A 13700-nucleotide genomic window follows, 5' to 3' on the forward strand; every position below is an offset into this window, starting at 1 on the left:
GGCGGCTGGGAAAGCCAGCCGCCTTTAGGGAACGTTTTGCTCATCTCGCGGAGCGAGATGGCTACTTTAGCCAATGACCTCAGGCCATTCCGTATGGAACATCTGGCCTTCGGGCTTGTCGGTGCGTTCGTAGGTGTGGGCACCGAAGAAGTCGCGCTGGGCTTGGAGGAGGTTGGCGGGGAGGCGGGCGGCGCGGTAGCTGTCGTAGTAGCCGAGGGAGGCGCTGAAGGCGGGAACCTGGATGCCGTTGAGGGTGGGTTTATGATCCCGAGTTTTCGAGCCAGTGCTCAACGATCCGCAGCCAGTCCACAAAAGAGACTTCGCTCTCATGGAGCCTGAAACGGACCAGCGTCGGCGGCACGGCGGCCAAAAAATCCTGATACTGGCGAATCAGGGCTTTGCTTCCTGGTAGTGGCGAGGCTGTGGCTGAGGAGGCGTTCAGCCAATCACGCACGGCACCAATGAGCCGCAGTGGATCATTGCCATGAGCCTTGATGTCTTGCCCGGCAATGTCCGAGACGAACTTTTGATAACGAAATCGCTCCACATCGAGAATGAGCGTTCGCTTCCGCCGCTGTGCAATGTTTCCAAAACGGGCAGCTCCAAGGAATAAACCGAGTTCCAGTGGCATGTTAAAACGGGGAAGCCCGTTGATTGCGTCCAGAGAGGTGCGTGAAATGTCGTGCAGGCCATATCGGCAGGATTCGATCAAGCGGAGGATTTTACTCAGCCTCACTTCTCCTGCGTCCACGACCTCCAGCGCACAGCGGGCCTTATAGCCACAGGCATGGATGGCGAAAACCATGGCGCGGAGCAAGGGAAGGTGCTCGTCATCGAAGGGGCAGTTGATGAACACCTGCCGATCATAGTCCGCTATAGGAGTTTTCATTGCCCTTCTGGGTGAATGGTTCAGGCTCTGGTCGCCTTGGCTTCACGCACGATGCGTTTGATCAAACCCAGGGGGAGATTGCCTTTGGCTGTCACTGGCATGAGCTGAACTTTCACGCCGCCAATCACCGTGAAGCGCTGTTTGGGTGTAAGGCGCTGTTTGCGGATGTTTTTAAGACTTTGGGTGGCTTTCACGCTTTATAAATACCTTGATGGAGAGCAGGCGGCAAGACCGGTTTGAGCCCTGAAGTCAAAAGTTCATAAAAAAGCGGCTGAGTTGCCTCAGCCGCTTTCAAAGTTGTCCAGTTGCTGTGCAACTGGGGTTGGAGTTCGAGTTGCGCAGCAACTCGGCTACTTTAACCAATCACCTCAGGCCATTCCGTATGGAACATCTGGCCTTCGGGCTTGTCGGTGCGCTCGTAGGTGTGGGCACCGAAGAAGTCGCGCTGGGCCTGGAGGAGGTTGGCGGGGAGGCGGGCGGCGCGGTAGCTGTCGTAGTAGCCGAGGGAGGCGCTGAAGGCTGGAACCGGGATGCCGTTGAGGGTGGCGATGCTCACGACTTCACGCCAGTTTTGCTGGGTCTTGCTGAGCACGTCTTTGAAGAACGGATCGAGCATGAGGTTGGCCAGATTGGCGTTGGTGCGATACGCGTCGGTGATGCGGTTGAGGAAGCGGGCGCGGATGATGCAACCGCCGCGCCAGATGGCGGCGATGCGGCCGAGGTCGAGCTTCCAGTCTTTCTTCGTGCCCATGGTTTGGATGAGGTCGAGACCCTGGGCGTAGCTGATGATCTTGGAGGCGTAGAGGGCGTCGTGGACCTTTTTGACGAGCTCCTTCTTGTCGGTGGTGATGTTGACGGTCGGGCCGGTGAGCTGGGTGCTGGCGGCGACGCGTTGCTTCTTCTGACTGGAGAGGATGCGGGCCTCGACGGCGGCGTTGATGGTGCTGACCACCACCGCGTTTTCGGCGGCGTTGAGCAGCGTCCATTGGCCGGTGCCTTTCTGGCCGGCTTTATCGACGATGAGTTCGACGACGGGCTTGCCGGTCTCGGGGTCTTTTTGCTCCAGGGCCTTGCCAGAGATCTGGATGAGGTAGCTGAGGAGGTCGCCCTCGTTCCACTCGTTGAAGATGGCGGCCATCTCGTCGGTGGTGAAGCCGGCGTGCTTGAAGATGTTGTAGGCTTCGCAGATGAGCTGCATGTCGCCGTATTCGATGCCGTTGTGGATCATCTTCACATAGTGACCGGCACCGCCGGGGCCGATGTGGATGACGCAGGGCTCGCCATCGACCTTCGCGGCGATGGATTCAAAGATGGGCTTCATGACTTCCCAAGTGGAAGCAGGGCCGCCGGGCATGATGGAGGGGCCTTTGCGGGCACCTTCTTCACCGCCGGAGACGCCTGCGCCGATGAAGCGGAGGCCTTTTTCGGCGAGGTAGGCGTCGCGACGCTCGGTGGTCTGGTAGAAGCTGTTGCCACCGTCGATGACGATGTCGTCCTTGTCCAAAAGCGGGATGAGTTGCTCGATCACAGCGTCCACGGCGTCGCGGTCGGTGTCCTTCACGGCGGTGGATTTCACCATGATGTGGATTTTGCGCGGGGTGGCCAGGCTCTGGACGAATTCTTCCAGGGTGTGGGCACCGACGAGGGCCTTGCCGGGGTGTTTGGCGATGAATTCATCCGTCACGCTGGTGGTGCGGTTGAAGACGCTGACCTGAAAGCCGCGGCTTTCGACGTTGAGAACGAGGTTTTGGCCCATCACAGCGAGGCCGATCAATCCGAAGTCACTTTTTTTGCTCATAATTTGGGGGCCGAGCCATACCCCCCCTACCCGCTTTGGCAAAGGAGATTTTCCTCATGGAGGGCATGAAGGAGACAGATGGATCAGCGCAAGCCGGCCTCGGCGAGGCGCTCCTGCATGTCGGCGGCGAGGAGCTGGGTCTGGATGCCTTCGATCTTGCCCTGGATGAATTGATCGAGGTTGTAGAGGGTGACCTCGATGCGGTGATCGGTGACGCGGTTCTGGGGGAAGTTGTAGGTGCGGATTTTTTCCTCGCGTCCGCCGCCGCCGATGAGCTGGCGGCGATTGGCGGAGTATTTGGCGGCTTCTTCTTGCTGCTTCTTTTCCAGGAGGCGGCTGCGCAGGATGCCGAGGGCCTTTTCTTTGTTTTTGATCTGACTGCGGCCGTCCTGGCAGCGGACGATGGTGCCGGTGGGGATGTGGAGGACCTGTACGGCGGAGTCGGTGGTGTTCACGCCCTGTCCGCCTGCGCCGGAGCTGCGGCAGACTTCGATGCGGACGTCTTCGGTGCGGAGCTCGATATCGACTTCCTCTGCCTCTGGGAGGACGGCGACGGTGGCGGCGCTGGTGTGGATACGGCCCTGCGCCTCGGTGGTGGGCACGCGCTGGACGCGGTGGACGCCGCTTTCGTATTTGAGGATGCGATAGACGTCTTCGCCGCTGATTTTGATGGTGGCCTCTTTGACGCCGCCGACGTCGGAGGAGCTGGCTTCGAGGGTTTCGACCTTCCAGCCGCGATTTTCTGCAAAGCGGGTGTACATGCGCATGAGGTCGCCTGCAAAGAGGCTGGCCTCATCACCACCGGTGCCTGCGCGGAACTCCATGAGCACGTCGCGGCCTTCGAGCGGGTCTGGGGGCAGGATGTACTCCTGGATCTGCTTTTCGAGCTCGATGAGCTGTGCTTCGAGCAGGGGGATCTCTGCCTGGGCCATCTCGGCGAGGTCTTTGTCATCGAGAGACTTCGCCATGTCGCGGTTCTCGCTGAGTTCGGTCTGGGCCTTCTGGTAGGCATCCCAGGCGGACATGAGCTTCTGGAGCCCGCGGTGCTCGCGGAGCAGGTCGCCTGCCTTTTTGGCGTCGTCGAAGAAATTCGGCCTGCCGATGACGTCCTCGAGATCGGCAAAACGGGTGCGCTTGGCGTCGATGATGGGGGCGTAGTTCATTTAGGTTCTCGATTCTCTGATTGGAAAAACAAAACGGTGCCGCACGCGAGGCGAGGCACCGTTTTGGCTAAAAGGAGGGGCTGTGAGGCTAGGAAGCGGACACATCCGAGGGCTTCGGAGCGGTGCGGCGTGCGCGGGTGCTGCCGTAGCGCTGGGCGAACTTGTCCACGCGGCCTGCGGTGTCGATGAAGCGCTGCTCGCCGGTGAAGAAGGGATGGCAGGCGGCACAGATACCGATACGGAGATTCTGCACGGTGGAGATGGTGTCATAGACGGCCCCGCAGGTGCAGGTGATCGTCGTTTCAAAGGTCTTCGGGTGGGTGCTTTCTTTCATGGTGTGGTAGTAGCCACGGTGATCGGCGAGGGGTGGGTTCTTTCGCCGGGGCGTGGGGGCATGGATGTTAGAGGAGTTTGCCCCGCCGTCAACCGCCAAGGCGGCACGGCCTGGAAAGGCCTCTGGATAGCCCCCTGGAATGCAGGGACGGCCCCGGTAGGTGAAAGCTGCCCCGCCTTGACCTAGAGAGCTGCCCCGGCATCATCGCTTACTCCATGCGCCTGCCCTTTCTCCAGCCCCGACTTTTCTCCATGATGGCGTGGGGTCTGCTGGCAGCGCCTACCTGCACTCTCATGGCGGAAGATCACCTGCGCATCGGCATCATCGGGCTGGATACCTCCCACGCGGAGCAGTTCACCCTCCGGCTCAATGACTCGGCCAATCCGAATCACATCGCTGGTGGCCGCGTGGTGGCCGCCTTTCCCACGCCTAGCGCCGACCTGCCAGAGAGCCGCGACCGCGTGGAGGGCTTTACCAAAATCGTGCGGGATAAATACGGTGTGCGCATCGCCAGTAGCATCGCCGAGGTCTGCGGCAGTGTGGATGCCATCATGCTCCTCGTGCTCGATGGCCGTCCCCGGCTGGAGCAGATGCGGCAAATCCTCGCCTTTAAAAAACCTGTCTTCATGGACAAACCCGTCGCTGCATCGCTGAAGGACGCTGTAGCGATCTACAAGCTGGCCGAGGAGGCAGGCACCCCCGTCTTCAGTGCCTCCGCACTGCGCTGGTATCCCGGCGTGGTGGAGGTCGCCACGGCGGAAAAGGAGCCGCCCGCCGCCGCTATCTCCTACGGTCCTGCCCACATCATGGAGCATCACCCCGATCTGTTTTTTTATGGCATCCACCCCGCAGAGGCACTCTTCACCGTGATGGGCAGCGGATGCCGCTCCGTCAGCCGCGTCACCACGCCAACACTATCTGTCATCAATGGCGTGTGGGATGGTGGGCGCATCGGCACCCTGCATGCCATCCATGAAGGGGCCAAGGACTACCGCCTCATCCGCTTCGGGCGTGAGGTGATCACCGAGCAAAAAACAGGCGGGGACTACACCCCACTGCTGCGCGAGATCATGAAGTTCTTTAAAACACGACAGGCTCCCGTCACCGCACGCGAGACACTCGAGATCTACGCCTTCATGGAGGCCGCAGAGGAGAGCAAACGCCGCAATGGAGCCACCATCCAGCTCCGTGAAGTATTGCTCAAAGCGAGTGCCCCCGAAGCCTGGCTACCCGCCGCGCCCACGCCCACCACCGCGCCCCAGCCTACCACCAAGAAAAATCTCCCCAAAGCCGGAGATAGCTGAGGGAGGAGGCGGGAGATCACTCCTCACGCACACGCAGATCCAGACTCGGGGTAGGGGGGGCAGCTTTCGGCTTCAGCGCGAGCTGGCGCAGTGTCCAGGAGCCCACATTGCCAGCATCCGTCAGTGACTCATGCACCGCCACCGTATCCACCGTGGTGAAAAGGGTGAGCATCGGATACTGCGGCAGCAGGCGGTCCTCTAGCTGGCGCACACGCGCTGCCGCCGCTGCAGGCTCGAACTCCGTCGCAAGTGCCTCCAGCAGCAGATCCGTCTGAGCGTCCTCGATGCCGCAAAAATTCGTCCCACCTGCACGCGCCTGGGACGAGTGCCACCACGGAAACTGGTCCCACGAAACCTCGAACCGCTGCTCCACCAGCACCGCATCGAACTCATGCTCCCTCAGACGCCGCTCTAGCTCGTCCGCCTTCGCCGCACGCTCGACGTGCAGCTTCACCCCCAGCACCCTCCACTGAGCCGCCAGCTGCTGCGCCGTCTTTTCCGCCACCGCATCCCCTTGGATGATCAGAAGGGAAAACTCCATCATCCCATCTGGTCCGCGTAAAACACCATCCACACCTGGCAACCATCCTGCCGTCTGTAGGCGCTTTTTTGCATGCTGCGGCGCATACGCCAGACGTGGGGCCCGCGTATGCAGCCACATACCAGGCGGAAACAGGCTCGCATCTGCCACCGTCTGCACCCCACCGATCTGGCTGATAATCGACGGCACATGGGTGAACTCCGCCAGCGACTCACGCACCAGTGCATCACGCAGCGGGCCTTTCCGAGTATTCCATAGCACCACGAGCCGCCGGTGCGGAGGCGTGAGGCAAGTACGGAGTCTCTTTTCTCCCGCCACACTCTGCCCCGGCCAAATCAGATGCGCAGTCCGCGTCGCTAGGCCGATCTGCGTCATCAGCGGCGACGCCGAAAAGTGAAACACCAGACTACTCGCATCCAGCGCCTGATTCGCCGGCAAAAGAGCGAGCGTGCGTGAATCAAGCTGACTGAGATGGAAGGCCCCCGCCCCAGGTGGAGGATGCTGAGTGAAGGCCGCATCATCACCACCGCCATGAGCCTGCCACCACGCCGCAGGCAGCACCGGCAAATCAGTCCATCCACACAGCGCCGGCCCGTAGCGACTACGGAAGACCACATGCAGTTGCATCCCCCCATTTTGCACCACCAAAGCCTGAATATGGCGTAGAGCCTCGCGATTGGGCAGCAACCAGGGGCGACTCCGCACCTCCTCGATCGTCGTACGAGCATCCTCCGCCGTGACAGGCGTCCCATCATGCCAAGTCAAACCGTGGCGGATATCCAGATCCAGCACCGGCTCACTCAAAGCCACCGTCTCACCGATCAATCGAGCCCGCACCTCACTCTCCGAGCCATCATGCAGCACACGGCGCAAAGCATCGACAAGGAGCCGCGTAGGGCTACGGACCACGATCTCCACAGCGCGGTCGTTTTCATACCACACACGGCAGATCTGGCTCGCAGCTCCCTCCTGGGTCAAAAACTGCCGCATCGACTCCCGAATCGGCTTATCAGCCTCAAAGCGCCAAAACTCCAGCACACTGGGTTGAAGTGAAGAAATGACCTCCAGCGCCTGCGCCGTCCCAGCATGCGTAGGGTCAGAAAAATTCATCACCAGACTGCCACCCAAAACACGCACCGTGCTCAGGTGCCACAGCGCCCAGACATTTTTCTCCGTCAATTGAGCCTGCAGCATCTCCTGCGCCCTCCTCGCTGTCGCCTCATCTCCGAACCAACACGTCACATCCTGCGACCAGCGCCAAAGCTCTGCCAAAGCCGGCTGCAAGGCCCCATCCGCCCCGATGCGCATCAGCGGCTCGTGCACCAGATCGATCATCTGTCGTTCTGCCTCGCTCTGCGGGGAATAGGGGTGCATCGCAGGCAGCGCCTGTGTCATCATCGCCGCCAGATGCCCTCCCGCGCTACCGCGAGCCCGCTTCGCCTGACCCGCCGCCCACCAAGTCACCGCCAGCACAGCCAGCGGGAAACCAAACAGAAAAGCGCGAAGAAAAAGCATCCAGGCATCTATCTCCATCGATCGGGTAGAGCAAGCATGGACAGCCAGAAGAAGGCCACCGCCCCAGACTCATGCTGACTGAACAGTTTGCAGGAGACTGCTCAATCGCCGCTGCGCATTCCGCGCAAACCATGGCGTGAGAAATGCAAACTCAGCCCTTCAGCGTCATCAGATACGCGAGCAGATCGGCCACCTGCTGATCCTGCAAGCCATCGAGCAGCCCCTCTGGCATCAGGGAGCGGCGGATGTATTTCGTGCTGCGGATGTCGGCCTTATTGATGCGGCGGTCGGGCAGGCCTGGCTGGCGGATGATGGTGGCGTCCTTGTCCTCGCTGACGAAGAAGGCGTCGATGAGATCGCCGTTCTTCATTTCCACGCGGAAGATGCGGTATCCGGGCTCCATGGCCGCGTTTGGCGTCAAAATGTTGCGCAAAACAGCCTCCAACCCCATCGCACCCGCGCCAGAGAGGTTCGGGCCGATTTGGCCGCCTGCGCTGCCGATTTGGTGGCAGGCCATGCACAGTGCCGAAAGCGCCTTTCCAGCCTCCGCGTGGCCTTTGGCAGCCAAAGCAGTGTATTTAGCAAACTTGGCATCCAGAGCCTTCGCCGCCTCTTCCGTGAGCAGCGGCGGTGTGTCGATGGTTTTGGCAATGCGGGCACCTTTGCCGAGTTTTTCACCGGCTTTGAGATAAGTCGTAAAGGTCTTATCCGGCCTATAGGACCTATCAAAGCCGTTCCGAATCTCCGCCGCGCTCCGCGCCACTTTCCACACCCGGAACTCCATCATCGCACCCTCGGTGCCTTTGTTGGGGCCGCTCCAGCCGATCTGGCAGTTTTCCCACTTCTGCGGGGCGGGCTTGGTGCCTTCGGCATCGAGCTCGCCGTTTTGGTAGATGCGGAAGTGGCCTTTTTCATCGCGGGTGACCGCCACATGCGTCCATAGATCGGGCGTCATCGGTTTATTCGCCACACACACATCGCGCAGCTCGGAGCCGGCATAGACGCGGAACTTGCCGCCGAAGAAATTCATGTCCACACCGCCCTTCACACCGAGCAGACCGTCCTCATTGCCGATGCCCGGCGCGAGCCGCACCCAGGCCTCGACAGTGAAGGCACCATCGAGCGTGATCTTGGAATCGACCAAAGCGCTGTCCTGCCCATCGAGCAGCAAGACCTCGCGGAAGATGCCACCGAGCTGCTGCTGGAGTTTTGTGATGGCCGGATCATCGCCAAGCACGGTGGCGAGTCGCTCAACGGTGGGGCCGTCGAGGTCGGCCTGCGGCAGCGTTTTATCGAGCAAAGCGGCCACGATGGTCTTCGCACCGGCTTTGCTGCTGGCAAGCACACTCAGTGTCGGGCGGCGAACCGATGGCTCGATGGAGGCGTAGAGCTTCAGATATTCTCCGGGTGCGTTTGGATTTCTCGACGAAGCGAGAGCTGCAATCGCGTTGATGCGAATCTGGTTATAAGGCGACTTAGCGAGCGCGACGAAAAGGTCGCTCGCCTCACTTTTCATTTCCGCCAATGTCGCGAGAGCAAGACCTATGCTGTCCGGCTCCGAGCCAAGGGGAGCTTTGGGATCATCCATAGGAAGCCTCAGGTCCTTAATGCCGTTTTTGGCAACAGTCTCTTTTAATGCGGCCGTGAGTTCGGCTTCGACATCTGTGAGGTTAAAACGACTGACAAGTTGTAGCGCTGCTTTAAATGCATCCTGATCACGCACTTTGATTGTGTACACGGCGCGCCCGCTTTGAAGTACTTCCATCTCTTTCGTTGCCTTCAGCAGCGATCTTGCTGCATCATTGATAAATGGCGCGATCTTCATGGGATCGAGCTTCGTGCTGTGGACGAGCAGCTTCTCGACAACGGAGGCCCGTGTCTTCGGACTCGCCAGCAACGCCTTCAAAGAATCCCCACACCCGTTTTCCCCTGGGAACTGGGCGAGGCGGAGGAGTTCTTCGTCATTCGGGGCGCGGTCGAGCTGCGGGAGCAGTTTGGCGACACGGGAAGCGCTGGCCTTCGGCTCCAAGGCGAGCGAGGCAAGCACGCGGGCCTCGACGGGCAGTTTCGCGGCGGCTTCGGAGTCGAGGAACCTCGCGACGACATCGGGATGACGCTCCAGGAACATGCGGACGAGGAAGCGCTCGAACTCGCGGTCGTAGGCCTCGCGCACGGGCAGCTGCTTGTTGCCGCGCGTGGAAGCGATGGTGGGGCCGTTGGTGAGGCTGGGTTTGGCGAAGGAGAGGAGTGCGGAGATGTTTTGATCGGACAGATTCCGACCGATCTGACTGATCTGGCTGAATTGACTGCTGGCGAGATACTCTTGAGCGGCGAAATGGGTCGCGGGGAGCTGTTTGCGGTCGAGAAGCTCCTGCCATGCCAGATGCGCCTTTGCGACAGGCTCAGTGCCAAGGGTCGCAACAAGCTCCTCGGTGCTCAGCTTCGTGAAGTCCGGGATCGTACGGTAGCCATCTCGCTCCGCGAGATGAGCAGAGGGCTTGCTTTCGGAGCTGGCGGGTGATTTGGCGGCAACGGGTGTTGGCGGTGCGCTTGGCTCATCTCGCGGAGCGAGATGGCTACTTTGCTTCGCCTTCACCCGCCAAATGCGTCCCCGCGTCTTGTCGCGGTCAGGATGCGCGCGTGGCACCTCATTGTGGGAGATGATCTTGTTGTACCAATCGACGATGTAGATGCAGCCGTCGGGGCCGTTGGTGAGGGCGACGGGGCGGAAGAAGGGATCGTCGCAGGTAATGAGGTCGGGGAGTTGGGCGAGCTTCCAATACGCGCCGTCGCGATGCATGGCGATGGTTTGAATCTTCGAGGTGATGGGATTGGCGACGGCCATCGAATAGGTGGGCGGCGCAGAGTTGCCTTGTTGCTGTGCAACAAGAGCTCCCTGTTCCGCAGGAACAGGGCTACTTTTCAGCGGGCCGCTCTCGATGAGCGCCAGGCCGCTCAAGCCCGTGCCGCCCATGCGGAACTCGGCCTGAGGCGGGAAATCGGGTTGATAGCTCTTTTTGAGGGCCTCCATGCCGCCGGGGTAGTAGGCGTATTCGTGGAAGGGCATGACCGGGTAGCCGTAGTCGTTGGCTTCCTGGATGAAGGTCTCGCCTTCGCCGGTGATGACGAGGCCCCAGATGTTGTTCGGGCCGGTGCTGATGACCTCGAACTCGCTGCCATCGGGCCTCATGCGGGCCATGCTGCACTTGGGCCAATCGACGACGACATCGCTGCCGGGTTTGTGGACTTTGCTGTTGTTGAAAAGGCCCTGCGCCATCCAGATCCAGCCGCCGGGTGCGCGGGTGAACTGATGCGGAAACAAATGCGAGTCCTGCACGCCGAAGCCGGTGAGGATGACGTCAAAGGTGTCCGCTTTGCCGTCGCCATTCGTGTCTTTGTAGAGCTTCAAATCGTGACCGTGCTGCACGTAGCAGGTATCGCCCGCGCCCCAGGGCAGGATGCCGAGCGGGATGGCGAGGCCGTCGGCGAAGACGGTGGGGTTCGTGAGTCCACCCGCGGGAATCTTCGCGTTCAAAGACTCCCGCGGATAGACGAGCACTTTGTCCTTGCCCTTGCCCGCATACACCGCCTCAGCAGCAGCGGGGTTTTCATTTGAATCGACAGGATACTCCAGCGCCGTCTGCGTCCACAGGCGGCCGCGTTGATCGAAATAGACGCTGACGAATTTGCCCAGGCCTTCGCTTTCCTGCACGATGAGTTCGATTTCGTAGCCTTCGGGGAGGTGGAAGAGCTTTTGCTGCTCTTCGGCGGTTTTGGAGGTGCCTTGGACGTTGTTGTAGGAGATGTCGCGTTTCGGCTTCGCGGCATCGGCCTGAGGTTTTGGCGGCAGTTTGGCCTTCATGCCTTCGATGCCGCCGATGCTCTGCCATGTGGGCGCACCGGGCGTGGCGGGGAGTTCTTCGATGGTGACGTCTTTGACCTGCACGAGGCAAACACCGCCACTGTGCACCTGCGGGGCGATGTGGCCGTCGAGCGCGATGTTCGGGTCAGTCTCGGTGTAGTCCATGCAGTGGACGCCATTGATCCAGGTCTGGATGCGCGGCCCTTCGGCGCGGATGCGGTATTCGTTCCAGCCGAAGACGTCGATGGCTTTGTCCAGCGCCGCTTGCTGCTCGGGCGTGGGTGCCCAGATGACCTTGTTGCGGCGGTGCTCGTCGTAGATTTTGCCGAACCAGCCCGCGCCGCAGTCCACCTGGTAGCCGCTCATCGCGCCATGCTCGGCACGCACGCTGCGGATCTGGATGCCGCTATTCAGCATGCCGGTCTTCGGATCGCCGCTGACCTTGATTTTGAGCTTCATTTCGAAGTTTTGGTAACTCTTCTTCGTGCTGATGAAGTCGTTCTTCTTGATCTTTTCTGTCGTGGAGCCGCCAGTGATCACACCGTCCTCGACACGCCACATCGCGGGATCAAAGTCCCAGCCATCGAGCGTCTTGCCGTCAAAAAGGGACACGGGCTCGGCGTGAAGGACAAAAGGGACGAGAAGGACAGAAAGGAGAGCGAGGCGCATGGTGGGAATACGAGATGAAGCACGCAGGCTAGCAGGAGTGCATGCACGGTGTCATGCCCGAAATGCACCTGCACGTGCATCTCGCTCACCGCAGCGGTGCAGGCAGGAAATCCCAGTCGAGGACCATTTTTTCGGTGAGGGCTTTCTTCAGGTCGAATTCGATGTCTTTGAGCTGCGGGTCGCCGGAGAGGTTATTGAGCTCGCCGGGGTCGTTTTGGAGGTCGTAGAGCTCAAAAGTAGGGCGTGGGGTGGTGAAGTAGGCTCTCTCATGCTCGGGGCTGAGTTTGCCCGCGGTGTGGGCGGCGACGATTTCTCTCCAGCTCGGATCTTCTTTGCTATCGACGGGGGCGACAGCGCCGTGCGGGGTGCAGTTGTAGATGAGCTTGTAGCGATCACTGCGCACGCAGCGGGCGAGGTCGAAGACGTTCGCAGTGATGTCGGGCTTCATGCCGCCATCGCCGCCGTGCGGGCCGCGCTCGGCGAAGATGTGCTGGCGTGGCTGAAAGGGCTCGCCACGCAGTTGTTTGAGGAAGCTGATGCCGCTCATGCTTTTCGGCGCGGTGACGCCTGCGACATCGAGCATGGTGGGGGTGAAATCTTCGCCAGAGAGCAGGTTGTGGGCTTTTTGGCCGGGTTTGACGATGCCGGGCCAGCGGACGATGCAGGGTGTATTGATGCCGGGATCGGTGAGGTAGCCTTTGCCGTGTGGCATGGCCATGCCGTTGTCGCCGATGAAGATGACGAGCGTGTTTTGGGCGAAGCCGCGTGCTTCGAGCGTGTCGAGCACGGTTTTCACGTCTTCGTCGAGGTGCTCGACTTCTTGGAGGTAGTTCGCGAGGTCGGCCCGCACGCCGGGGAGATCAGGGAGGTGCGGCGGGAGGGTGATTTTTGCGGGGTCGAGTTTTCCTTTGGATGAAACGGTGTTCCAGACGTGGTGCGGATCGCTGAAGCCGAGCCAGAAGAACCAGGGCTTCTCTTTCGGAGCGAGGTCGAGGAATTTGGCGAGCTTGCCGCCGAAGTCGGTCATGCCGCCTTTGGCATCCACATAGTCGGCGCGTTGTTTGAAGGTGCGCAGGTTCTCGCGGTCCATGACGGCACCGAGGATGGGCGCGGTGCCTTTGCCAGCGCCATTGGTGGCGGGGCCGTCGAGGTGGTAGCCGCGTCCGGCAATGCCGGTGAAGTAGCCGCCTTTGTCCCGCAGCAAGTCCGGCAGCGCAGGGATGTCTGCGGGCAGCGGCGAGGTGAAGCGCACCATCCGCACAGCCACGGGGCTGCGCCCTGTCATGAGCGTGGCACGCGACGGCACGCACTGCGGGCAGCCGGTGAAAAAGCGGTCGTAGAGGATGCCGTCAGCGGCGAGCCTGTCGAGCGTGGGCGTACGCACATCTGGATTGCCGTAGCAGCCGAGGTAGGGCGTGCTGTGGTCGTCGGAGAGCAGGAAGAGGATGTTCGGCTTTTCAGCGCTGAGAGCGGAGAGCAGAGGGCAAAGAGTCAGAAGAAGCAGGAGGCGGCGCATGATGCTTTTCAGAACGATGGAGGTGGGGAAAACTTCGTGGAAAAGAGGCGCTGGAGCGGCAGGATGAGAGGCATGGCATCCACGCAGCCTGATCTGATCGAAACGACCA

9 protein-coding genes and 1 pseudogene are annotated in these 13700 nt (G+C 60.8%); 1 reads left to right on the forward strand and 9 read right to left on the reverse strand.

The features are described 5' to 3' along the window. Window positions 1-66: 66 nt before the first annotated feature. From IPK32_09235 to rpmE, 6 genes and pseudogenes are all read right to left on the reverse strand, one after another. A pseudogene (locus IPK32_09235) lies at window positions 67-249 on the reverse strand (NADP-dependent phosphogluconate dehydrogenase). Between the two features lie 10 nt (window positions 250-259). Then, window positions 260-889 (reverse strand): hypothetical protein, encoded by a 630-nt coding sequence (locus IPK32_09240; GenBank protein MBK8092144.1) that lies wholly within the window; start codon window positions 887-889, stop codon window positions 260-262. Window positions 890-909: 20 nt separating this feature from the next. Continuing rightward, window positions 910-1083 carry a hypothetical protein gene (locus IPK32_09245; GenBank protein ID MBK8092145.1) on the reverse strand — a complete coding sequence of 58 codons (174 nt, stop codon included), beginning with the start codon at window positions 1081-1083 and terminating at the stop codon, window positions 910-912. A 161-nt stretch (window positions 1084-1244) separates the two neighbouring features. Next, window positions 1245-2687 carry a decarboxylating NADP(+)-dependent phosphogluconate dehydrogenase gene (gnd, locus tag IPK32_09250; GenBank protein ID MBK8092146.1) on the reverse strand — a complete coding sequence of 481 codons (1443 nt, stop codon included), beginning with the start codon at window positions 2685-2687 and terminating at the stop codon, window positions 1245-1247. 83 nt (window positions 2688-2770) lie between these two features. Next, window positions 2771-3850 (reverse strand): peptide chain release factor 1, encoded by a 1080-nt coding sequence (prfA, locus tag IPK32_09255; protein MBK8092147.1) that lies wholly within the window; start codon window positions 3848-3850, stop codon window positions 2771-2773. A gap of 88 nt (window positions 3851-3938) precedes the next feature. Further along, window positions 3939-4184, reverse strand: coding sequence for a 50S ribosomal protein L31 (rpmE, locus tag IPK32_09260; GenBank protein ID MBK8092148.1), 246 nt, complete (start codon window positions 4182-4184; stop codon window positions 3939-3941). Between the two features lie 293 nt (window positions 4185-4477). Here rpmE and IPK32_09265 point away from each other — a divergent pair, with 293 nt between their 5' ends. After that, window positions 4478-5488 (forward strand): Gfo/Idh/MocA family oxidoreductase, encoded by a 1011-nt coding sequence (locus tag IPK32_09265; GenBank protein MBK8092149.1) that lies wholly within the window; start codon window positions 4478-4480, stop codon window positions 5486-5488. Window positions 5489-5504: 16 nt separating this feature from the next. Here the strand turns inward: IPK32_09265 and IPK32_09270 are convergent, their stop codons facing one another. The 3 genes from IPK32_09270 to IPK32_09280 all read right to left on the reverse strand — a co-directional run bounded on the left by IPK32_09270 (window position 5505) and on the right by IPK32_09280 (window position 13591). Then, window positions 5505-7544: a hypothetical protein gene (locus tag IPK32_09270; GenBank protein MBK8092150.1), complete on the reverse strand. Its 2040-nt coding sequence runs from the start codon at window positions 7542-7544 to the stop codon at window positions 5505-5507. A 151-nt stretch (window positions 7545-7695) separates the two neighbouring features. Beyond that, on the reverse strand, window positions 7696-12075 hold the full coding sequence (locus tag IPK32_09275; protein MBK8092151.1) for a DUF1080 domain-containing protein: 4380 nt from the start codon (window positions 12073-12075) through the stop codon (window positions 7696-7698). Between the two features lie 85 nt (window positions 12076-12160). After that, window positions 12161-13591 carry a sulfatase gene (locus tag IPK32_09280; protein MBK8092152.1) on the reverse strand — a complete coding sequence of 477 codons (1431 nt, stop codon included), beginning with the start codon at window positions 13589-13591 and terminating at the stop codon, window positions 12161-12163. Window positions 13592-13700: the final 109 nt, after the last annotated feature.

The sequence above is a fragment of the Verrucomicrobiaceae bacterium genome (genome assembly GCA_016713035.1).
In the GTDB taxonomy this organism is placed as follows: domain Bacteria; phylum Verrucomicrobiota; class Verrucomicrobiia; order Verrucomicrobiales; family Verrucomicrobiaceae; genus Prosthecobacter.